Source organism: Alteromonas sp. AWJ4_197 (assembly GCF_056160285.1).
The window spans coordinates 360,474-382,561 of record NZ_JBSWWW010000007.1; the positions used below are offsets into that span (position 1 = coordinate 360,474).

Consider the following 22,088-nt stretch of genomic DNA (forward strand, 5'->3'; position numbering starts at 1 on the left):
ATTTCATTTCATCCGAAGTAACCAATCCATGCATCAACACGCTGCGCTATGGCTGCTGGCATTCTGCCTGACTTCGCTGTCTGCGAGGTTCTGGCCGGTGTTGCCGGGAAAAATCTGGATTGTACTTCTTGCCTGTATCGTCTCCATTATCCACACACACAATGTCAAAATGCACATCCGCACCGCCCTGAAAGCAGGATGTCGTTTATGTGGTGTTACAAACTGGTACGTGCGCAGTAAAAAACAGTTTAGTGTACTGCCGTATTTACTCAGCGGGATAATGTCCGGATTGATTTGGATGGCAAGTGTAGGGCATTGCTACCTGGCTTGGCAACTCCCTGCCGGCAAAATTCAACAAGATGTCATAGTTACGGGGCAGATAACGTTTACGCAGAGAAATGACAATGGTCAGTGGTTGCATGTTGCTCTTTCGACACTGGGTGACAGGCATTATTTCTTCCGTCCGGTCATCGGTGTTCACTTGTCGCAAAATATGGGGGAGCTGGCTATTCATCAACAGGTGAAGTTAACGGTTAATCTGAAGCCGGCTTCGCCGTTAATGAACCCGGGCGGCGACAGCCGGGCAAAAATGGTCAGCATGAAAATGATAGCCACGGGTTCAGTCAAAGCGTTCGGAAACGGTTCTCTTGTTTCTCCGGCTGACAGTCTGCATTACCGCGCAAGTCAGCGTTTGCAGAAAGCGGGTTACTCCCGCTGGCTGGTGGCTTTAATGACTGGTGACCGTTCTTTGCTGACAGACAAAGACTGGCAGTTGCTGCAAAAAACCGGAACAGGCCACCTGTTTTCAATTTCGGGTCTGCATGCAGGTATGGTGGCTTTATGGTCTGCGTTGCTGAGCAGTGCTGTGATCAGTTGTTTTGCCCGTCTTATCAATGCCGGGCACAACGGTATGAATATACGGCTTACAGTTGCTGTAGCAACACTCCTCATGACAGCCCTCTATGCGGCGCTGGCCAACTGGCAGGTACCGGTAACCCGCGCGTGGCTGCTTATTTTATTGTTCACATTGCTGCTTACTTTTAAAGTCTGCTGGAGCTGGCGGCACCGGCTGCTGGTGATGGTGTTTCTGTGTATTCTGGTTTCTCCTTTCAGTGTATTCAGTAACAGCTTTTATCTGAGTGCCGGTGCGGTGTGTGTTTTAATATTCATTGGCTGGCGGTGGAAACCTGCATCGTATTCATACTTTCACCGCATCATGTTTGTTATTCGCGCGCAGTGTCTGATTTCATTATTGTTAATGCCGTTTACGCTGATATTTTTCGGTTCAGTGTCTTTGCTGACGGCAGGCGTTAATCTCATCGCAATTCCTGTGATCACACTGCTGATGCCCGCCGGTCTGGCAGGGCTGGTACTGAACTATAACGATGGTCTCACAAACACGTTACTCGATTTGGCTGATACCATCCTGCTATGGATGACGCAGCAACTCAGCGTGATTTACCCGTATATGGCGGCCTTTGATAATACAGGCGTTAGCGGTCAGGCTGCATTCTGTCTGCTCCTGTCAATGCTGCTGTTGGCATTGCCGGTGTTTCGCTACCGGAAGCGCAGTGCCATGATGCTGGCGGTGCCGGCGATGAGTTTCTGGTTCCCGCTCAGTACAGATGCCTGGCAACTTCACGTATTTGATGTGGGCCAGGGCACGGCACTGGCAGTTTCCAGGGGAAACCGTGCAGTCATCATTGATACCGGTCCCTCATGGGAAACAGGCAACGCACTGACAAGTACGGTACTGCCGGCACTGACGGCGGCCGGTATTCATCACGTTGATCAACTGATTGTTTCTCACGGAGATGACGACCATGCCGGCGGTGTTACTGCGTGGTTAGATCGCAGGGCTGATCATCCGCTGGAGCTCAACCGGAGTTTGTCATCAAATACAAATGGCTGTCAAAGCGGAAAACGATGGCGGTGGCAAGGATTACACTTTCGTGCCATGTGGCCGGAAAAAGGCAATATGGAAGACAGCAACCGGTTATCCTGTGTTTTACTGGTATCCGGAAATGGCTATTCAGTGTTGCTCCCGGGTGATATAAACCGCAGTGCCGAATACGCACTTTTGTATAACAATGCAGCCCTTAACGCCGATATACTACTGGCACCCCATCATGGCAGCAGCACTTCATCATCAATGGCTTTCATAAAAGCAGTATCACCTTCGTTCACCGTATTTACGTCCGGCTTTTATCATCGCTGGAAATTACCTGAAGACGTTGTTGAATCCCGTTACCGTGAAGCCGGTTCAGTTATTCTGCGGACTGACCTGAACGGCTACATACAATTTACCCTGGCTGATGAGGGGATCGGCGTAAAGCGCTACAACAGAGATATCAGCCGCCGCTGGTATGACTTACGGACACAGGTATCTCTGCCTCAGCATTGAAAATACAGGCGTTAATGACCATAACAAAGGCCGGCATTAACACCGCGCATTGGGAATTTAGCCGATTCCAGTTACAATGGGCCGGTTATTCGAATAAGTGATGAAAATAAATGCAAAATTCCGACCCGGCGGCCAGTAACCAACGCCGCTTTTTTACGTATCTGCGAAACTATAAACTCGCTTTTTTCGTGGCCGTAATCGGTATGATTGGGTATTCCGCGCTGGATACCTACGTAATATCCAATCTTAAACCTCTGATAGATGACTCCCTTGGTAACGGTGACAGCGACTTTCTGCGTATAGCGGCTATTGCCATCGTACCACTGTTTGTCCTTCGCGGTATTTTCAATTTTATGGGCACCTACACCCTCAGCTGGATTGGCTCACAGGTTGTTATGACCATGCGCCAGCAGTTGTTCGAAAAGTACATGCATTTACCGGTGTCATTTCATGATCAGCAGGCTGTCGGGGCACTCATCAGTAAAGTGACCTACGACACTGAACAGGTGGCTAGTGCGGCCAGCAAGGCGCTGCTGACCATCGTTCGTGAGGGGGCGCTGGTTATTGGTCTGTTAGTCGTCATGCTGTATCAGTCCTGGCAATTGTCTCTTATTTTTCTCATTATCGGCCCGCTGGTGGCAATCATTGTTGCAGTGGTCAGCAAACGGTTCAGGAAGGTCAGCCGCAATATACAACAGTCAATGGGAAGTGTGACGGCGTCGGTTGAGCAGGCGGTAAAAGGCCATAAAGTTATCCTGATGTTCGGGGGCCAGGACTTCGAACGTAACCGCTTTGCACAGAAAAATAACCACAACCGTCAGCAAACGATGAAGCTGGCAGTGACGCAAATTTTAAGTGTGTCGTCTATCCAGATCATTGCCTCCGTCGCACTGGCTGTGGTGTTGTTCATGGCAAGTCTGCCGAATATTATGGCAAATCTGACTGCAGGCACGTTTATCAGCGTTGTGTTCTACATGGTGATGTTGCTTAAACCACTTAAACAACTGACCACTGTGAATAATGAATACCAGCGCGGCATGGCAGCCTGTAACAGTATTTTTGAAATACTGGATGAAGAGATTGAAGTGAATACCGGCACTAAAAAGTTGGAACGTGCGCAAGGTAACATCGCGTTTAATCATGTGACTTTCACCTATCCCGGCAAAGAACGTCCGGCCCTGACCGACATCAGTTTTTCAGCCAGACCGGGGGAAACCATTGCGCTGGTCGGTAAGTCCGGCAGCGGTAAATCTACCATTTCTTCTCTTCTCACCCGCTTTTACCTGCCTCAGCAGGGGGAAGTGCAGTTGGACGGTATGAATATTAATGACATTGAGCTGCGTTCGCTGCGCAAACAGTTTGCCACTGTTTCCCAGCATGTCACCTTGTTCAATGATTCCATCGCCAATAACATTGCATACGGCGTAACGGATAAAGTATCGCGGGAAGATATCGAAAAAGCGGCAAAGATGGCCCATGTTACCGAGTTTGTGGATCAGCTTGACGAAGGCCTGGATACTGTCATCGGTGAAAATGGTCTGATGCTCTCGGGTGGTCAGCGTCAGCGTATTGCCATAGCCCGTGCAATTCTCGCCAGAGCGCCGGTACTGATTTTAGATGAAGCGACATCGGCGCTGGATACGGAATCAGAAAAACTGATTCAGGATGCACTGGAACAGCTGCAAAAGTCCTGTACATCCCTGGTGGTGGCCCACCGCCTGTCAACAATTGAAAAGGCAGACCAGATCATCGTCATCGATCAGGGGCGTATCCTTGAGCAGGGACGTCACAGCGAATTGCTGGCGAAAAAAGGCCATTATGCCCAGTTGCATGCATTACAGTTTGGTGAAACTCACTGAGCATGGATATCAACAAGCTGTGGTACCAGAAATCAAAGCGGGTATGGCTGTTGTGGCCCCTGGCGTTGTTATTTGCCTTTGTGAGCGCCTGCCGGCGATGGTTGTTTAAGACCGGTTTAAAAAAGCGTTCTCATCCCGGAGCGTTTGTTATTGTTGTGGGCAACATTTCTGTTGGCGGCAATGGCAAAACGCCGGTGGTGCTGGCCATCACAGAACATTTTAAAAGAAAAGGATTGAAACCCGGTGTACTCAGCCGTGGTTATGGCGGCACGATGCAGCATCATCCGTATCGTGTTATGCCCGGTGACGATGCTGCTGTTTGCGGTGATGAGCCTGCGTTAATTGCCGGACGTTCCGGCGTACCGGTTGTTATAGACCCGGTACGTGCACGCGGGGCTAAAATGCTGGCGGAAGAATTACACTGTGATGTCATTATATGCGATGACGGGCTGCAACATTATGCGTTGGAACGTGATCTTGAGCTGGTAGTCATGGACAGCAGGGGAACCGGAAACGGTCATTTGCTGCCCATGGGCCCGCTGCGGGAGAAGCCCTGGCGCCTGACGTCTGTGGACGGAATAATATTGAATGGCAACGCTGACCTAACGGCTTTGCCACAACAAATCACTTTACCGCCTGCATATAATCTGACTCTTGAGGGGCGTCACTTTTGTAATGTACGGGAGCCCGGACGCAAGACGGGTATTCAGGATTTTTGCGCAAAATCCGGTATTCATGCCCTGGCGGGGATTGGTCATCCTGAACGTTTCTTCCGTCAGTTAGAGATGTACGGAATGACGTTATCATCAACACAACCGCTTCCCGATCATCATCATTTCTCCGCCGCAGATATTCCCCCGGGCACGGTGGTCATGACAGAGAAAGATGCTGTGAAGGCAAGGGCATTTGCCCATGAAGATTGTTGGTATTTGCCGGTGGATGCTGTATTACCTGAAGAATTTTATGACTTACTGGATACCCGGTTTGAAGCCGGAAGAAGGATAAACAATGAGCTTTGACATTAAATTATTGGATGTACTTGCATGCCCTGTATGCAAAGGTAAATTGATCCTGTCACAGGATAAGCAGGCCTTGTTGTGTCGTTTTGACCGCCTCAGTTATCCGGTGAAAGACGGTATTCCCGTGTTAATGGAAGTGAACGCCACAAAATTATCAGTAGACGACATGGATGCGGCCCGCTGATGGACTTTACCGTTATCATTCCTGCCCGATACGGCTCTTCCCGGTTTCCGGGTAAACCTCTTGCTGATATCAATGGAAAGCCAATGATTCAGCATGTGACGGAGAGGGCGGCAGAAGCGGGCGCATCGGCTGTGATTGTCGCTACTGACGATAGCCGTATAGCGGCTGTAGCGGAGGGCTTCGCACGGGTGGTGATGACGTCGGACAAACATGAATCCGGCACTGAGCGTCTTGCGGAAGTCATTCAGAAAGAGAACCTTGCGGATGATACCCTTATCGTAAACGTGCAGGGCGATGAGCCTTTCGTACCTGCTGCAAATATCCGTCAGGTTGTGGAAAACCTGTCACAGCGCACTGATGTGGCCATGACCACACTGGGCACTGAAATGCACAGCGCAGATGATGTGCTTAACCCGAACATGGTGAAAGTTGTACGAAACGTCAAGGGTGAAGCGCTCTATTTTTCCCGTTCGGCGATCCCTTTTGAGCGTAGCAGCATGATGACCGATCCGGGCAGAACTGATCCCTCCCTTTATCTTCGCCATATTGGTTTATATGCTTACCGTGCAGGTTATGTGAATCAGTATGTCAGTTACACACCTAGTGCGCTGGAACATACAGAGTCACTGGAGCAGTTACGGGCATTGTGGTACGGCGATAAAATCCATGTTGACGTGGCATCCGAACCACCGCCTGTGGGCATTGATACACCGCATGATCTGACACGACTTCTGGCACTGCTGAATGACGGAGAATGATTTATGAATGTGGTAATTACCGGTGGTAACCGCGGGATCGGGCTGGCGCTGACTAAAGCGTGTCTTGCCAGAGGAGATAACGTTTATGTTGCCTGCCGTAACAGTTCTGACGCGCTGAATGCTTCCGGAGCAACGGTATTGACCGGCGTGGATGTTTCTAACCCGGATGCGTTACCGGCGGCACTTGCACCTCTGCTCGATATTCACATTGACCTTCTCATCAATAATGCCGGCGTACTGGCCAGGGAAACGCTGGATGAACAGGAACCGCATACTATTGATTATCAGTTCAGAGTTAATGCTCTCGGGCCTTTGCTGGTATCCCAAATCCTACTCCCGGCCATGGGTGAAGGCAGTAAAATCGGTCTTGTGACCAGCCGGATGGGCTCTATGGCGGATAACACATCAGGTGGATATTACGGTTACCGGATGTCAAAAGCAGCATTGAACGCTGCCGGTGTCTCCATGGCCAACGATTTGCGTACCAGAGGCATCGCAGTGGCTTTACTGCATCCGGGCTTTGTGCAGACGGAAATGGTAAACAATGCCGGTGATGTAGATGCAGATACAGCCGCAGCCGGTTTGCTGAAGCAACTTGATAGTCTTTCAATGGAGAATACCGGTAGCTTTGTTCATGCAAACGGGGAGTCACTGCCTTGGTGATTCGCCGCTCTGCAGCAGTTGCACTCCTTTTTTGCGCAGGCAATGCCGCCTCAGCCAGTAATTATCACTGGCAACACGGCCCTTCATTGCCTGCACCGGTGCAGGAAATTTACCCCGCAGTACACAAAGAGAGTATTTATGTGGCTGGTGGCCTGACATCCGGAACCCCGAATTTCACGGTATCAGATCAGGTTTTTCGTTTTCAGCAGGGCAGTAAAAACTGGCAAACACTGCCGCCTTTTCCTGTTGCTGTGCATCACGCTATGCTTGTGTCTGCGGGTGAAAAATTATGGTCCTTCGGTGGTTTCACAGAAAACGAAAACGGGCAGTGGATTAATTCCTCTGCGGTTTGGGAATTTAATGAAAGCGACGGCAGCTGGATAAAGCGTAATCCCATGCCGGTTAAATTGTCTGAAAGCATTTCTGCCGTCATAAACGGAAAAGTGCACCTCGCCGGCGGACGGACCACGACAAAAGATAACTATCACTGGCAGCATCATATGGACTCAGACTGGCACGGCGTGTTTGATCCGGAAACGTCGGTGTGGCAGTCAGCAACGCCAATTCCAACCCCGCGCAACAGTGCATGCAGTGTGGTGTATGACGATAAGTGGCATGTGATTGGTGGCCGCACAGTGGACAACGGCAACACTGCTGTGCATGAAGTATTTGATGCAGCAAAAGACATCTGGATAACCGAAAAGCCTATGCCGGAAGCAGAAGCGGGGATTGGTTGCGCGGTGCTTCACGGCAGTATTTATGTTTTTGGCGGCGAATATTTTGACGATGCCGGAGGTGGTGTATTCCACAAGGTCTGGCGATACGAAATTAATCGTAAGCGCTGGTCTGAAGCTACGGTTATGCCAGTGCCGCGACACGGGCTGGGCGTGGTGAGCTTTGAGGATGCCATCTGGTTAATTGGCGGGGCAGGTGAGGCAGGTGCGAAAGACACCCGCCATATCGTCAGTCAGTTTACGGTTGCCACTGACTGAATATGACGGCCTGTGGATCAGGCCGTTTCCATCTCTTCGTCATCGTCAGGGCTCAAAACGCCCCAGACATCGTGCTCATCAGCATGAATGATTTCTGCCCAAACACGTTCACCCGGTTTCACATCGTGCACACCATTGAGGTGAACGACGCCGTCGACTTCCGGGGCGTCGGCATAGGTACGGCCAACGGCACCTTCGGCGTCAACACTGTCAATGACCACCAGATATTCTTTACCGATACGTGACTTCAGGCGTTGTGCACTGATTTCGCTTTGCACTGCCATAAAGCGTGCAAGCCGGTCCTGCTTAACGTCTTCCAGCACCGGGTCAGGCAAATCATTGGCCTTTGCACCTTCAACCGGACTGTAAGCAAAGCAGCCAACGCGGTCCAGCTGTGCTTCGCGAAGGAAAGTCAGCAATTCTTCAAATTCTTCTTCCGTTTCTCCCGGGAATCCAACAATAAAAGTTGAGCGGATAATGAGCTCAGGACAAGCTTCACGCCAGGCTTTGACCCGCTCGATGGTGCGTTCTGCACTGCCGGGACGCTTCATCAGACGCAGGATACGTTTGCTGGCATGCTGAAAAGGGATATCAAGATACGGCAGAATACGACCTTCATTCATCAGCGGAATAAGATCATCCACATGAGGGTAGGGATAAACGTAGTGCAGACGCACCCACATATCCAGTTCACCGAGTTGTTCACACAACTGCTGCATATGTGCCTTAACCGGCATACCGTTCCAGAAACCTGTGCGGTGTTTTACATCTACACCGTATGCACTGGTGTCCTGGGAAATGACCAGTAATTCGCTGACACCTGCTGATTTCAGGCGCTTTGCTTCATCAAGTATTTCACCCACCGGACGGCTGACCAGGTCTCCCCGCATAGATGGAATAATGCAGAATGTACAGCGGTGGTTACAGCCCTCAGAGATTTTGAGATAGGCGTAATGTCTCGGAGTCAGTTTAATGCCATGATCCGGTACAAGGTGCTCGAACGGATTGTGAACCGGCTTCGGCAGATGACTGTGAACCTGTTCCACCACGCTTTCATAAGCATGGGGGCCGGTGATAGCGAGCACATTCGGATGCACCTCGCGGATTTCATCTTCTTTGATCCCAAGACAACCGGTCACAATCACTTTCCCGTTTTCTGTCAGTGCTTCACCAATCGTATCTAATGATTCCTGCACAGCAGAATCGATAAAACCGCAGGTGTTGACGATGACGAGATCGGCATCGTTGTAAGTAGGGACAACATCGTACCCTTCGGTGCGAAGCTGGGTGAGAATCCTTTCGGAATCCACGAGGTTTTTCGGGCAGCCTAAACTGACAAAACCAATTTTCGCAATGGGATTTTCCACGGTGGATGCCGGGCTGTCGCTACGCTGTGACTCAAGTACTTTGACCGGAGTACTGAGTGTGGTGGTCGCGTTCGGGGTGTATTTCTCTACGGACATGGACTTCTACTGTTAACACATTATCGGCACATTATATCAGGCTTATTGCAGAGTAATAAGATTAGCCTTCGTTCCGGCAGCGATTTCCTCTTTTTTCATTCACCTGTTAGACTGCCGCACCTGAATAATCCTGTGTGTCCGGGTGTTACCCGGAGGAAAAAGTGTTCACTCCTCATGTTATTGCCGTTACATTGCTATGATGAAGCCGGTCGCGTCAAACCGCCACTCTGGCTTTACTGGATGCTGTTAATACTTTGCAGTGACTGGATTGCATTAGTCTTTTCTCTGGTCACGTTTGGCCAGACATCAGAATTACTTTCCGTACTTTATCCTGATAAAACAGTACTTGGCTGGCGCTTGCTTGCCACCTGGCCTTTTTTAACAGTCATTTTGCTGATGGGTAACCGGGAGCGGTTGTGGAATAAGGAATTGACCGGCTGGCGACTGGGGATCATGCCGCTTATCTGGACGGGAAATATCGTCAGTATCGCAGCACAAATGCAGACCGTGCTGCACGACCAGTGGGATTTCCACTGGACGCCGGCTTGTTTTATTCTGGTCAATGTTCTGGTATTCGTCACTGTCATGCGCAGCCGGCATATACGGTTGATGGTCAGTGACTGGCGTGATCCGGCCACCGGAGACAGTGGCGGCACAGAAGATAAAAAAATTACTGACGCTGGCGTGACAAAGCCTGGTCAAAATACATCGCCACACTGACATTGCTGTCGTTTACCAGGCGCTCATAACAAATACCGGCAAACGCGTAAGAGTACTCTCCGGCGTCCAGTACAACAAAGGGCGCTTCGGGATTTGAATCGTCATATCGCCAGTCGCCGCCAGCAATCTTTCTATATGTCTCACCAAGATACGCACCGTAGACGTTACAAATGGTAAAGACGGCGGAGTCTTCCAGCGCTTTGTCGTGGTACTTGTCCAGAAAAGATAGCAGTATGTCGTCAACGCTCTTTGTGCTTTCAGGGCTGTAATCCAGTTCAATAGCGAATTCATCATGAGCCGCCCGGACAGCGTCGGCAGAGCATTCTTCCATTAATTTTTCGAGTTCAGCTTGTTGCATCGTGTTCTCCTTTTTCTTTTATTGTGCGCGTTGTAGCCCGATGTGTCTATTTCGCCGTGATTTTATTAATCACACTGGCCGCTGCAAACATGCCAAATGTTGCGGTTACCGTTACCACTGCACCAAAACCGCCCGCGCAATCGAGTCGCGTACCGCCTTCAAGTGCAGATTTACTGTGACACACTGAACCGTCCGGTTGGGGGTAGCGTAACTGTTCCGTCGAATAGATGCACTCCACGCCAAACCGGCGTTTCGGATTTTTCGTGAAGTTATAAAAGCGTCTTAATTCACTGCGAACCTTTGCCGCCAGCGGATCCTGAATAGTTCTGGCGAGGTCGCCCCGTGTTATCTGCGTGGGATCAATTTGACCGCCGGCACCGCCAACGGTCACAACATGGCACTTGTTACGCTTGCACCAGGCAATGATAGCCGCTTTGGCCTTCACACTGTCGGTGGCTTCAATCACACTGTCCATATCTGTATGCAACACTTCACGGACATTCTCAGGTGTCACAAAGTCTTCTACCGTAATTACCCTGCAGGCCGGATTAATTAACTTAATACGTTCAGCCAGCACGTCGACTTTAGCCTGACCTACCGTGTTGTCCAGCGCATGGATCTGACGGTTGATGTTGGTCGTACACACATCATCAAGGTCAATCAGAGTAATCGTACCCACACCGCTGCGTGCCAGCGCTTCAGCACTCCACGCGCCAACGCCCCCTACACCTGTTACACAAACGTGGGCTGCTGCCAGTTTTTCAGTGCCATCAACGCCGTACAGCCGGCTTATTCCGCCAAATCGTTGTTTTTCGCTCATAGTTCCTGCTGATTTAATATAAAACCTGCGTCGCTGAAGGTAATTCAGGCGACAGGCAGTATTTTACAGGAATTTCTTGTTAATGCAGTGCGCAGTGCGGATTTGACGGGGATTATTCTAATTATCCGGATAATCAATCCTTGAATTGTCAAAATATGTTAAACGAAAGGTGTGGTTAAATTTCAAAATCCAATTTAGCAGGAGCTTTTCATGGGACTACTGGTAGACGGTAAATGGCAGGATAAATGGTACGATACTGACGGCAACGGCGGGAAATTCAAACGGGAACAGTCTGTGTTCCGACATCATGTTGAGAATTCAGATAACGCGAAATTTACTCCTGAAAGCGGGCGATATCACCTTTACGTGTCGCTTGCCTGTCCGTGGGCACACAGAACCCTGATTTTCCGGAAAATTAAAGGACTGGAACCGCACATCAGTGTTTCCGTTGTGTCGCCGGATATGCTGGATAATGGCTGGACCTTTGATAAATCCGCAGGTAGCAGCGGCGATGATCTTTATGATTTAGATTTCATGCATCAGCTATATACCAAAGCTGAGCCGGGCGTAACAACACGGGTTACGGTACCTGTGCTCTGGGATAAGAAAACCGCATCTGTTGTCAGCAACGAATCGGCGGATATTATCAGAATGTTTAATACGGCATTCAATGACATAACCGGTGATACGACGGACTATTATCCTCCGGCGTTACGGGAAGACATCGATAATATCAATGAACTGGTTTATCACAACATCAACAACGGTGTGTATAAATGTGGTTTTGCTACTACCCAGAGTGCTTACGAAGAGGCATTTGAAGCCCTGGTTAACGCCATGGACTCTGTCGAATCCAGATTGAGTCATCAACGATACTTGTGCGGTGACAAACTTACTGAAGCAGACTGGCGTTTGTTTACCACGCTTATCCGCTTTGATCCTGTCTATCACGGTCATTTTAAATGCAATCATAAACGGGTCACGGATTATCCCAATCTATACAATTATATGCGGGAGCTGTATCAATTTCCCGGTGTGGCTGACACAGTGGATTTTGCTCATATCAAACGCCATTACTACTACAGTCATACCATGATTAATCCGACACAGGTTGTGCCGGCGGGTCCGGCACAGCAACTGGATGTGCCCCATAACAGAGAGAACAAATAATGAGCACTAAAACTGTATTGTCACTTCATCAGGGAAAACCCACACAAGATGGTGCGGGCGTGTCGCTGACCCGCATAATAGGACAGCCGTCGCTTCCCCGTCTTGATCCCTTTCTGATGCTGGATTTTTTCGGTTCTGATAATCCGGGTGAATACATCGCCGGTTTTCCTCCCCATCCGCACAGGGGATTTCAAACGGTGACTTATATGCTGGCAGGTAAAATGCGTCACCGGGATACCGTAGGCAATGAAGGCGTCATTGAGGCTGGTGGCATCCAGTGGATGAACGCGGGCAGGGGACTCATTCATGAAGAAATGCCGGAACAGGAATCGGGGTTGTTGCAAGGCTTTCAATTGTGGGTGAATTTACCGGCAAAAGAAAAAATGTCAGCGCCGGGATATGAAGATATCCATCCTGATGCCGTGCCGGATGTTGCTATAGGGCAACAGATCAGGGTGAAAATACTGGCTGGTGAATTTAATGGCGTCAGTGGTCCGGTTAAAAGTCATTCTGTCGATCCGCTGTTTATTGACGTACAAAGCGCTGCTGAAGAGGAAGTGATGTTGCCGCTGGCGGATGAACACAATACATTTGTTTACTGCTACGAAGGTGGCCTGCAAATTGCTGAACAACCGGTAAGTCATGGAAAGTTGGCTGTACTAAGTAAAGGAACAGAATTAACGATGTCAATGCAGGCCGGCACAAAATGCATTATTGTCAGCGGTGCGCCTATTCAGGAACCTGTGGTGCAGTACGGACCATTTGTGATGAACACCGAAGCTGAAATTCATCAGGCCATTAAAGACTATCAGAACGGGCGTTTTGCTGGTTAAACAGGCATTTTTAAGCTGCTTTGTGTCGAAATTGTTAAAATTGCATGGTTTTGACGACTTTCCACTGACAAACAATTGAACCAAAGCAGCCACTCGCTTAGTATTCAGTGAGGCAGGAAAAAGAATTAGCCGTACTTATAAAACAGGAAAGTCAATGAAACCAGTTATCTTAGCCGGTGGGACAGGCAGTCGTTTGTGGCCTAAATCCCGCGCAGCACTTCCAAAGCAATTTCTCGCGCTTACGTCAGAACAAACTATGTTGCAGGAGACGGTTACCCGACTGAAAGGGACCGATTCTGAAAGCCCCATTTTTATTTGTAATGATTCCCATCGTTTTCTGGTTGCGGAACAGTTACGCATACAGAACATTGCCCATGACGGAATTTTGCTTGAGCCGGTAGGGCGCAACACTGCCCCTGCGATTGCGCTGGCTGCGTTGCATGCAACCAAAAATGGTGAAGATCCTATTTTACTGGTGCTGGCAGCAGACCATCTGATTAAAGATACGCCGGCTTTCCATCTCGCCATCGAAAAGGCGGAGATCCTGGCACGAACAGGTAAGCTGGTAACCTTCGGGATTGTACCGGACCAGCCGCATACCGGTTACGGTTACATCAAAGCCGGAGACGGAATTGATAACGGATTTGTGGTTGATGAATTCGTAGAAAAGCCGGATCTTGCCACTGCGGAAGGTTATGTGTCTTCCGGTAAGTATTTCTGGAACAGCGGCATGTTCATGTTTAAAGCAAGCCGTTATCTGGAAGAGTTAGAAAAATTGAATCCTGAGATCTTGTCAGTTTGCCGTGATGCCATCGATACTGAGTCTGCTGATCTGGACTTCATCCGTGTCGACGGTGATGTATTTGCATCCTGCCCGGACGATTCAATCGATTATGCAGTGATGGAAAAAACCGACAGTGCGGCAATGGTACCACTTGACGCTGGCTGGTCTGATGTAGGCAGCTGGTCATCCTTGTGGGAAACCGCAGAGAAAGACACCCGTGGCAATGTTATTGTCGGAGATGCCATTCTTGAAGGCGTTAACAATAGTTATATTAATGCCGAGCAGCGTTTGATTTCTGTTATCGGACTGGATGATGTTGTTGTTGTTGAAACAAAAGACGCCATCATGGTTGCGCACAAAGACAAAGTGCAAAACATCAAAAATGTGGTTAACCGTCTGAAAGCTGAAAAACGCCCGGAATTCGAATTCCACCGTGAAGTATTCAGACCCTGGGGCAGCTACGATTCCATTGATAACGGTGCCCGTTTCCAGGTGAAGCGTATTACGGTTAAACCGGGTGAGAAATTATCAGTACAAATGCACCATCACAGAGCTGAGCACTGGATCGTAGTAAGCGGCACAGCCAATGTTACCATCGGAGAAAAAACGCAGTTGGTGACAGAGAACGAGTCGACCTATATTCCAATCGGTGAAGTTCATGCGCTGGAAAATCCGGGCAAGATCCCTCTGGAGCTGATTGAAGTGCAATCCGGTGGTTACCTGGGTGAAGATGATATCATCCGTTTCTCTGACCGTTATGGCAGAACAGAAAAAAAGGATGGTAAAGCGTGAGTCAGCTAATTACCTGTTTTAAAGCCTATGACATCCGCGGAGAGCTGAACAAGCAGCTCTCCGAGGAAGTGGCTTACCGTATAGGCCGCGCTTTTGCTGAAGAACTGAAAGCGAAAACTGTGGTTGTCGGTGGTGATGTGCGCCTTACTTCTACACCATTGAAACTGGCTTTGTCAGCGGGCCTGATTGATGGCGGTGCAAAGGTTTATGACTTAGGTGATACCGGCACTGAAGAGATATATTTTGCCACTAAGCACCTGGGTGTTGACGGTGGTATTGAAGTAACTGCCAGCCACAACCCGATTAACTACAACGGTATGAAGCTGGTTAAAGCCGGCTCTGTTCCTATCAGTGGTGATACCGGGTTAAATGCGATTAAAGCCCTTGCTGAGACATACGGTGACGAAGCGGTTGCAAGCCGTCTGGCATTTTATTGCAATGATGCCAGCATTGATGCTGAAGCGTTCTTCAATGGCCACAGTCATATTGATATTGCGAAGCTTAAGGCTTCCGGTGCCTACGAAGAAAAAGACTGCCTCACAGATTATGCACGCCACGTTGTCTCGTACATTGATACAGCTAACCTGACGCCTCTCAAAATTGTCGCGAATGCGGGTAATGGTGCAGCCGGTAAGGCGTTGGATGCCATTGAAGCGGTATTCGCTGAAACAGCTGTGCCGGTGGAATTCATCAAAGTTCACCATCAGCCTGACGGTACATTCCCTAACGGGATCCCCAATCCGCTTCTGCCTGAAAACCGCGCGGATACTGCAAAAGCGGTTATTGCCCATAACGCTGATTTCGGCATCGCCTGGGACGGTGATTTTGACCGCTGTTTCCTGTTTGATGCGAAAGGGGAGTTTATTGAAGGTTATTACATTGTAGGTTTGCTTGCTCAGGCGTTCATCGACAAGGAAGATAAAGCCAAAATTATCTACGATCCCCGCGTGTTCTGGAACACCGAAGACATTGTGAAAACATCTGGCGGGACGCCGGTTAAATCCAAAACCGGTCATGCGTTCATCAAAGAGCGTATGCGTAAAGAAGACGCTGTGTACGGCGGCGAAATGAGTGCTCATCACTATTTTCGCGACTTTGCTTATTGCGATTCAGGTATGATCCCCTGGTTGCTGGTGGCAGAGCTGCTCTGCACAAAGCAAACATCGCTGGCTGATATGGTGGCAGCACGGATTGAAGCATTTCCGTCCTCAGGGGAAATTAACAGCGTGCTGAAAGATGCTGATGCTGCGCTGGCGCGGGTTAAAGCAAAATATGAGGCAGACGCTGAAATTATCGACGATACGGACGGCATCGGTTATGAATTTGCTGAGTGGCGCTTTAATTTGCGCAAATCGAATACTGAGCCGGTAATACGCCTGAACGTTGAGTCCCGCGGAAACATCCCGTTGATGGAAGAAAAAACACAGGAATTAATTACGCTTATTCGATCTGAATAATAGTCATTCCTTAAATGTCTAAAGCCTCGTTTTAACGAGGCTTTTTCGTTTGTATAACATGATTCAGAACAGGAAAATCAACCAGGCATGTGACAACACAACCACTGTTGTTAAAGCCATCCGCAAGGTGATATAGCTGACAATCGCTGATTTATCTAATGCGAGTACCTGCTTGTCATAAAATAATACTGCCAGATAAGCCACCGACAGCACACCCAGCGTAGACAGGTTGCCTGCAAATACAAGACATAACCAGCCAGTAATCGTGGGCAGCATGGCAATCACAAGTTGCGGACCATACGCTTTTTTATTCAGGGCATCCCACCAGTAAATACCACCAAAAAATGACAGCAGGACGGCAGAATACTGGGTGAAATAACGGGCACTTTCATGCAACGGCAGCAGGTTAAGGACCACTGCAAGAGGTAAAAATAAAAAAGGGATCAGTCCGGCAACCCCTAATAGCACAACCTGATAGGGCATATTCACTCCTTAAAACAAAAATAGCGCCATAAGGCGCTATTTTAACTCATCGGGAAAAAATTACTTTTTCAGCGGTGAGAATTTACGTTGGTTGTAACCTGTATACATCTGACGTGGACGACCGATTTTTTGCTTTGGATCGCTCATCATTTCATGCCAGTGTGAAATCCAGCCAACTGTACGGGACAGAGCAAAGATACACGTGAACATGTTGGTAGGAATACCAATCGCTTTTAAGATAATGCCTGAGTAGAAATCAACGTTCGGGAACAGTTTCTTCTCAGCGAAGTACGGGTCGTTAAGGGCGATTTTTTCCAGTTCCATTGCTACATCGAGTAATGGATCCTGTACATTCAGCTCTTTCAGTACTTCGTGACAGCTTTCACGCATTACTGTGGCGCGCGGGTCGTGGTTTTTGTAAACACGGTGACCGAAGCCCATCAGACGGAAAGGATCGCTCTTATCTTTCGCGCGTGCGATAAACTCAGGAATACGGTCCACGCTGCCGATTTCTTCCAGCATTGTCAGACATGCTTCGTTTGCACCACCGTGCGCAGGGCCCCACAGAGATGCAACACCGGCAGCGATACACGCATAAGGGTTAGCACCTGAAGAACCTGCCAGACGGACAGTAGACGTAGAAGCGTTTTGTTCGTGGTCAGCGTGAAGCGTGAAGATACGGTCCATAGCCAGTTCGACGGCAGGACTGATTTTGTATTCTTCAGCAGGGACTGAGAACATCATATTCAGGAAGTTTGCAGCGTAGCTTAAGTCGTTACGCGGGTAAACAAACGGCTGACCGATGTTGTACTTGTAACACATAGCTACCAGCGTAGGCATTTTCGCGATTAAGCGGTGTGCACTGCGCATACGCTCTTCAGGGTTAGAAACGTCCAGGTCACTGTGGTAGAAAGAAGACATCGCACCTACAGTGCCGCAAAGCATGGCCATCGGGTGGGCATCATTGCGGAAACCGTGGAAGAACATGTTGATTTGTTCATGAACCATTGTGTGACGGGTAATTGTCGCACGGAAATCATCATATTCTTCTTTAGTTGGTGCTTCGCCGTTTAACAGCATGTAGCACACTTCGAGGTAGGACGCATCACGTGCCAGCTCTTCGATAGGGTAACCACGGTGCAATAATACACCAGCCGCGCCATCGATATACGTAATTGCAGACTCGCAAGAGCCTGTCGCCATGAAACCGGGGTCAAACGTGAAATATCCGTGTGCACCCAGTGAACGTACATCAATTACATCTTGACCCTCGGTGCCGGACAAAATCGGTAGTTCGATCTCTTTATCACCGGCTTTCAGAATGGCCTTCTGATCTGCCATAAATGCTCTCCTCAGAATGGTTCTTTGGCAACGTTCTCGCTTAAAAACTAAACGAGTTAGTTGGAAAAAGTGGCGTAGTTTTACTTTATTATGCAGCTAAAAGTCAATTTAATTGCAAAATTGTATAATAAATATTCCAAGTTATTAAAAGTTATATCGAAACTGTATTACAACTTATGTTTATTTTATTTACGCACTAAAAAATAAGTTGTAATTGAAGTGAAAAGAAATGGTTTCTTCATGACAGATTAACAATCATTTGAAATTTCCATGGATTACATCTGTTTCATCTAAATGCATAGAATTTCAGGTGTGTTATATTAATACGCGACGCCATAGGTGTTGAGTGTAGATTGCCTGCTGCACTTGCGCTTGCTTCGATAAGCAAAAGTAACGCTCTCATCATACACCCCGCCATCCGGTGTTCAGAAGTTATACGACTAAAGTCCTAATAGGGTACAAAAAATTGTAATTGTACAATGCGCTGGATATACTCAGGCGTGCTTGAAACGAGGCACTACTGCCTTGTTAATAAAGCAATAAATACTTCACAAATTGTTAACAACTCATTGGACGAGACTATTAACAGGTAAACAACCGAATTACTCTGTCAGGACATAAAAACAGCGGGTAATTCATATCCCTACGGATTAAACAGGCATAAATTGTGAAAAAGCAAAGACCAGTAAATTTAGACCTCAAGACAATTAAATTTCCTCCCTCTGCTGTTTCTTCAATTCTCCACCGCGTCACCGGCGTAGCCATGTTTTTCGCACTTTTATTTGTTATCTGGGCATGGGCAGTTTCTGTTTCATCACCAGACGGCTTTGCTAACGTGCAAACAATCATGGACGGAGTAATTGGAAAACTGATTGCTATCGGTACAGCTTCCGCACTTACGTATCACATTCTTGGCGGTATCCGTCACGTTATTATGGATATGGGTCACTGGGAAGAATTAGAGTCAGGTAATAACAGCGCCCGTGCAATCATCGCACTGTGGGTTGTTCTTACTGTCGTTTTGGGAGTCGCACTATGGTAACTAACCAGGCAAGCATTAAGCGCGACGGTGTACAAGATTACGTTACACTGCGCACAACCGCCGCAATCATCACCGCATTTTCATTTTTCATGGTGTGGTTCTTCATCACCACCGATGAACTCAGCTATGAAATCTGGCGTGGTCTGTTTACTGGCTTAGGCATGAAGGTCTTCACATTTGCAACACTGGTTGCTGTTATGTTTCACGTTCGTGTTGGTCTGTGGCAAGTTCTTACCGATTACGTTAAAGCGCCCGGCCTGCGTGCTGTTATCCAGTTCGTATTGAACCTGATTGCGTTTGTATACGTTCTTGTTGGCCTGTTTGTTTTGTGGAGTATCTGATATGAATCTACCAGTACATGAATTTGACGCCGTTGTAATCGGCGCAGGCGGTGCGGGTATGCGTGCCGCATTGCAAATTTCTCAGTCAGGTAAATCCTGCGCCTTATTATCTAAGGTTTTTCCTACCCGTTCTCACACCGTATCTGCGCAGGGTGGTATCACCGTAGCGCTGGGTAACTCCCATGAAGATAACTGGGAATGGCACATGTATGACACGGTAAAAGGTTCCGATTATATCGGTGACCAGGACGCCATTGAATATATGTGTAAAACCGGTCCTGAAGCCATTATTGAAATGGAAAACATGGGTCTGCCTTTCTCACGTTTCGAGAATGGTAAAATTTATCAGCGTCCTTTCGGTGGTCAGTCGAAAAACTTCGGTGGCGAGCAGGGCGCACGTACAGCGGCTGCTGCCGACCGTACTGGTCACGCGCTGCTTCACCTTCTGTATCAACAGAACGTGAAAAACAAAACGAAAGTATTTTCTGAGTGGTACGCACTGGATCTGGTTAAGAACCAGGACGGCGATGTAGTAGGTTGTACTGCTATCGACATTGAAACCGGTGAAGTGGTTTACTTTAAGTCACGTGCTGTTGTACTGGCTACCGGTGGTGCTGGTCGTATTTACGCTTCTACTACTAATGCTCACATCAATACCGGTGACGGTGTTGGTATGGCACTGCGTGCCGGTGTTTCCGTACAGGATATGGAAATGTGGCAGTTCCACCCGACAGGTATTGCCGGTGCCGGTACGCTGGTAACCGAAGGTTGTCGTGGTGAAGGTGGTTACCTGCTTAATAAAGACGGCGAACGTTTCATGGAACGTTATGCTCCTAACGCGAAGGACCTTGCCGGTCGTGACGTTGTTGCCCGTTCAATGATGACGGAAATCCGTGAAGGTCGTGGTTGCGAAGGCCCCTGGGGTACTCACATTAAATTGAAGCTGGACCACTTGGGTAAAGACGTACTTGAGTCACGTCTGCCTGGTATCCTTGAGCTATCACGTACATTTGCTCACGTTGATCCGGTCAAAGAACCAATTCCGGTAATCCCGACTTGTCACTATATGATGGGTGGTATTCCAACCAACGTTCATGGCCAGTGTCTGACTGTTGATGAAAACGGTAACGACTCCGTAGTAAATGGTTTATTCGCCTGTGGTGAGATTGCTTGTGTATCTGTACATGGTGCAAACCGCCTGGGTGGTAACTCATTGCTTGATCTCGTGGTGTTCGGTCGTGCGACCGGTCTGCACCTGGGTGAAAAACTGTCTGAAATCGCGCCTGCCCGTGATGCTTCTCAATCTGATCTTGATGCGGCTATGGCCCGCTTCAATCGATGGGAGTCCTCTGAAAAAGGCAAGGGTGAAGATCCGGTTCAAATTAAAAAGGACCTGCAGCAATGTATGCAACTTAACTTCTCGGTATTCCGTGAAGGTGATGCAATGGCTGAAGGTTTACAACAACTTAAAGAAATCAGAGAACGCCTGCAACACGCCCGTCTTGATGATAAGAGTTCAGACTTTAATACCCAGCGTATTGAGTGTCTTGAGCTTGATAACCTCATGGAGACAGCATACAGCACTGCAGTGGCTGCGAACTTCCGTACGGAAAGTCGTGGTGCACACAGCCGTTTCGACTTCCCGGACCGTGACGATGAGAACTGGTTATGCCATAGCATCTATCGCCCGCAAACCGAGTCTATGTTGAAACGTGACGTCAATATGGCGCCAAAGTTACGGGAAGCATTCCCGCCTAAAGTGCGTTCGTATTAAGAGAGGCAAGTACCATGCAATTACATTTTTCAGTTTATCGCTACAACCCTGACGTAGACGACGCACCTAAGATGCAAGACTACAAAATGGAAGTGGAAGAAGGCCAGGATATGATGGTGCTTGATGCACTGCTGCTTCTTAAAGAACAGGATCCTACGCTGTCTTTTCGTCGCTCATGCCGTGAAGGTGTATGTGGTTCAGATGGTATGAACATGAATGGCAAGAATGGCCTGGCATGTATCACACCATTATCTGCTCTGGGTAAAGGTAAAATTGTTATCCGCCCACTGCCAGGTTTGCCGGTAGTGCGTGACCTGGTTGTTGACATGACGCAGTTCTACAACCAGTACGAGAAAATTAAACCGTTCCTGATTAACGACAGTAAGCAGCCGCCTGCACGTGAACATCTGCAGTCGCCTGAAGACCGCGCAAAACTGGATGGCCTGTACGAGTGTATTCTATGTGCTTGTTGTTCAACGTCTTGTCCGTCGTTCTGGTGGAACCCTGACAAGTTCATCGGCCCTGCTGGTCTGCTTCATGCTTATCGTTTCTTAATCGATAGCCGTGACACCGCTACCGAAGAGCGACTCAACGACCTGGATGATGCATTCAGCGTCTTCCGCTGCCACGGTATCATGAACTGTGTCAGTGTATGTCCGAAAGGATTGAACCCGACAAAAGCTATCGGTCAGATTAAGTCGATGCTTTTACAACGGGCTGTTTAGTACAAATTTCTGTCACTTTTTTAGTTTCAGATTGTAATTAGCTAAATGGCCATCCATCGAGGATGGCTATTTTTTTATATATACGGCATAAACGGTTGGTTTTTAT

Annotated in this window: 21 protein-coding genes; 16 read left to right on the forward strand and 5 right to left on the reverse strand. The window is 48.5% G+C overall.

Annotated features, from left to right (window positions below; translation table 11 throughout):
• Nucleotides 1-28 precede the first annotated feature (28 nt).
• From ACXAGC_RS17505 to ACXAGC_RS17535, 7 genes are all read left to right on the forward strand, one after another.
• Complete coding sequence (locus ACXAGC_RS17505; RefSeq protein ID WP_474845824.1) at nt 29-2,404, forward strand: DNA internalization-related competence protein ComEC/Rec2; 2,376 nt, start codon at nt 29-31, stop codon at nt 2,402-2,404.
• Between the two features lie 110 nt (nt 2,405-2,514).
• Nucleotides 2,515-4,263 carry a lipid A export permease/ATP-binding protein MsbA gene (gene msbA, locus ACXAGC_RS17510; protein ID WP_474845826.1) on the forward strand — a complete coding sequence of 583 codons (1,749 nt, stop codon included), beginning with the start codon at nt 2,515-2,517 and terminating at the stop codon, nt 4,261-4,263.
• Nucleotides 4,264-4,265: 2 nt separating this feature from the next.
• On the forward strand, nt 4,266-5,282 hold the full coding sequence (lpxK, locus tag ACXAGC_RS17515; RefSeq protein ID WP_474845828.1) for a tetraacyldisaccharide 4'-kinase: 1,017 nt from the start codon (nt 4,266-4,268) through the stop codon (nt 5,280-5,282).
• Complete coding sequence (locus ACXAGC_RS17520) at nt 5,272-5,466, forward strand: Trm112 family protein (RefSeq protein WP_119501239.1); 195 nt, start codon at nt 5,272-5,274, stop codon at nt 5,464-5,466. The genes lpxK and ACXAGC_RS17520 overlap by 11 nt, the downstream gene beginning before the upstream one ends.
• Nucleotides 5,466-6,224, forward strand: a complete 759-nt coding sequence (gene kdsB, locus ACXAGC_RS17525) for a 3-deoxy-manno-octulosonate cytidylyltransferase (protein WP_474845830.1) — start codon at nt 5,466-5,468, stop codon at nt 6,222-6,224. The genes ACXAGC_RS17520 and kdsB overlap by 1 nt, the downstream gene beginning before the upstream one ends.
• A gap of 3 nt (nt 6,225-6,227) precedes the next feature.
• Nucleotides 6,228-6,887, forward strand: a complete 660-nt coding sequence (locus ACXAGC_RS17530; RefSeq protein WP_119501241.1) for an SDR family oxidoreductase — start codon at nt 6,228-6,230, stop codon at nt 6,885-6,887.
• Complete coding sequence (locus tag ACXAGC_RS17535) at nt 6,884-7,879, forward strand: Kelch repeat-containing protein (protein ID WP_474845979.1); 996 nt, start codon at nt 6,884-6,886, stop codon at nt 7,877-7,879. The genes ACXAGC_RS17530 and ACXAGC_RS17535 overlap by 4 nt, the downstream gene beginning before the upstream one ends.
• Nucleotides 7,880-7,896: 17 nt before the next feature.
• Here ACXAGC_RS17535 and rimO read toward each other — a convergent pair whose 3' ends face one another.
• Complete coding sequence (gene rimO / locus ACXAGC_RS17540) at nt 7,897-9,342, reverse strand: 30S ribosomal protein S12 methylthiotransferase RimO (protein ID WP_474845832.1); 1,446 nt, start codon at nt 9,340-9,342, stop codon at nt 7,897-7,899.
• Between the two features lie 174 nt (nt 9,343-9,516).
• Between rimO and ACXAGC_RS17545 the strand changes: the two genes are divergently transcribed.
• On the forward strand, nt 9,517-10,062 hold the full coding sequence (locus tag ACXAGC_RS17545; RefSeq protein ID WP_474845834.1) for a DUF2919 family protein: 546 nt from the start codon (nt 9,517-9,519) through the stop codon (nt 10,060-10,062).
• Here ACXAGC_RS17545 and ACXAGC_RS17550 read toward each other — a convergent pair.
• Together ACXAGC_RS17550 and tcdA are read right to left on the reverse strand one after the other, a co-directional pair.
• Entirely contained in the window at nt 10,013-10,420 is a 408-nt protein-coding gene (locus tag ACXAGC_RS17550) for a hypothetical protein (RefSeq protein ID WP_349586040.1), read from the reverse strand. The two genes, ACXAGC_RS17545 and ACXAGC_RS17550, sit on opposite strands and share 50 nt — an antisense overlap.
• 46 nt (nt 10,421-10,466) lie before the next feature.
• Entirely contained in the window at nt 10,467-11,240 is a 774-nt protein-coding gene (tcdA, locus tag ACXAGC_RS17555) for a tRNA cyclic N6-threonylcarbamoyladenosine(37) synthase TcdA (RefSeq protein ID WP_119501246.1), read from the reverse strand.
• Nucleotides 11,241-11,450: 210 nt separating this feature from the next.
• Between tcdA and ACXAGC_RS17560 the strand changes: the two genes are divergently transcribed.
• The 4 genes from ACXAGC_RS17560 (at nt 11,451) to ACXAGC_RS17575 (ending at nt 16,276) form a co-directional block, all read left to right on the forward strand.
• Nucleotides 11,451-12,410, forward strand: coding sequence for a glutathione S-transferase family protein (locus tag ACXAGC_RS17560; protein ID WP_474845837.1), 960 nt, complete (start codon nt 11,451-11,453; stop codon nt 12,408-12,410).
• Entirely contained in the window at nt 12,410-13,243 is an 834-nt protein-coding gene (locus tag ACXAGC_RS17565; RefSeq protein ID WP_474845839.1) for a pirin family protein, read from the forward strand. Before ACXAGC_RS17560 ends, ACXAGC_RS17565 begins: the two co-directional genes overlap by 1 nt.
• A 154-nt stretch (nt 13,244-13,397) precedes the next feature.
• Nucleotides 13,398-14,819 carry a mannose-1-phosphate guanylyltransferase/mannose-6-phosphate isomerase gene (locus tag ACXAGC_RS17570; RefSeq protein ID WP_474845841.1) on the forward strand — a complete coding sequence of 474 codons (1,422 nt, stop codon included), beginning with the start codon at nt 13,398-13,400 and terminating at the stop codon, nt 14,817-14,819.
• Nucleotides 14,816-16,276 carry a phosphohexomutase domain-containing protein gene (locus tag ACXAGC_RS17575; protein WP_474845843.1) on the forward strand — a complete coding sequence of 487 codons (1,461 nt, stop codon included), beginning with the start codon at nt 14,816-14,818 and terminating at the stop codon, nt 16,274-16,276. Before ACXAGC_RS17570 ends, ACXAGC_RS17575 begins: the two co-directional genes overlap by 4 nt.
• 63 nt (nt 16,277-16,339) lie before the next feature.
• Here the strand turns inward: ACXAGC_RS17575 and ACXAGC_RS17580 are convergent, their stop codons facing one another.
• Together ACXAGC_RS17580 and ACXAGC_RS17585 are read right to left on the reverse strand one after the other, a co-directional pair.
• The gene (locus tag ACXAGC_RS17580) at nt 16,340-16,759 is read right to left on the reverse strand and encodes a DUF3429 domain-containing protein (protein ID WP_474845845.1); all 420 of its coding nucleotides are present in this window, start codon (nt 16,757-16,759) and stop codon (nt 16,340-16,342) included.
• Between the two features lie 60 nt (nt 16,760-16,819).
• Nucleotides 16,820-18,100, reverse strand: a complete 1,281-nt coding sequence (locus ACXAGC_RS17585; protein ID WP_474845847.1) for a citrate synthase — start codon at nt 18,098-18,100, stop codon at nt 16,820-16,822.
• A 667-nt stretch (nt 18,101-18,767) separates the two neighbouring features.
• Here ACXAGC_RS17585 and sdhC point away from each other — a divergent pair.
• Genes sdhC through ACXAGC_RS17605 form a run of 4 tightly spaced genes read left to right on the forward strand, consistent with a single transcriptional unit; the run spans nt 18,768 to nt 21,982 of the window.
• Nucleotides 18,768-19,142 carry a succinate dehydrogenase, cytochrome b556 subunit gene (gene sdhC / locus ACXAGC_RS17590; protein ID WP_119501253.1) on the forward strand — a complete coding sequence of 125 codons (375 nt, stop codon included), beginning with the start codon at nt 18,768-18,770 and terminating at the stop codon, nt 19,140-19,142.
• Complete coding sequence (gene sdhD, locus ACXAGC_RS17595; protein ID WP_119501254.1) at nt 19,136-19,483, forward strand: succinate dehydrogenase, hydrophobic membrane anchor protein; 348 nt, start codon at nt 19,136-19,138, stop codon at nt 19,481-19,483. The genes sdhC and sdhD overlap by 7 nt, the downstream gene beginning before the upstream one ends.
• Nucleotide 19,484: 1 nt before the next feature.
• Nucleotides 19,485-21,257, forward strand: coding sequence for a succinate dehydrogenase flavoprotein subunit (gene sdhA, locus ACXAGC_RS17600; protein ID WP_303574205.1), 1,773 nt, complete (start codon nt 19,485-19,487; stop codon nt 21,255-21,257).
• A 14-nt stretch (nt 21,258-21,271) separates the two neighbouring features.
• Nucleotides 21,272-21,982, forward strand: coding sequence for a succinate dehydrogenase iron-sulfur subunit (locus ACXAGC_RS17605; protein WP_119501256.1), 711 nt, complete (start codon nt 21,272-21,274; stop codon nt 21,980-21,982).
• Nucleotides 21,983-22,088 lie beyond the last annotated feature (106 nt).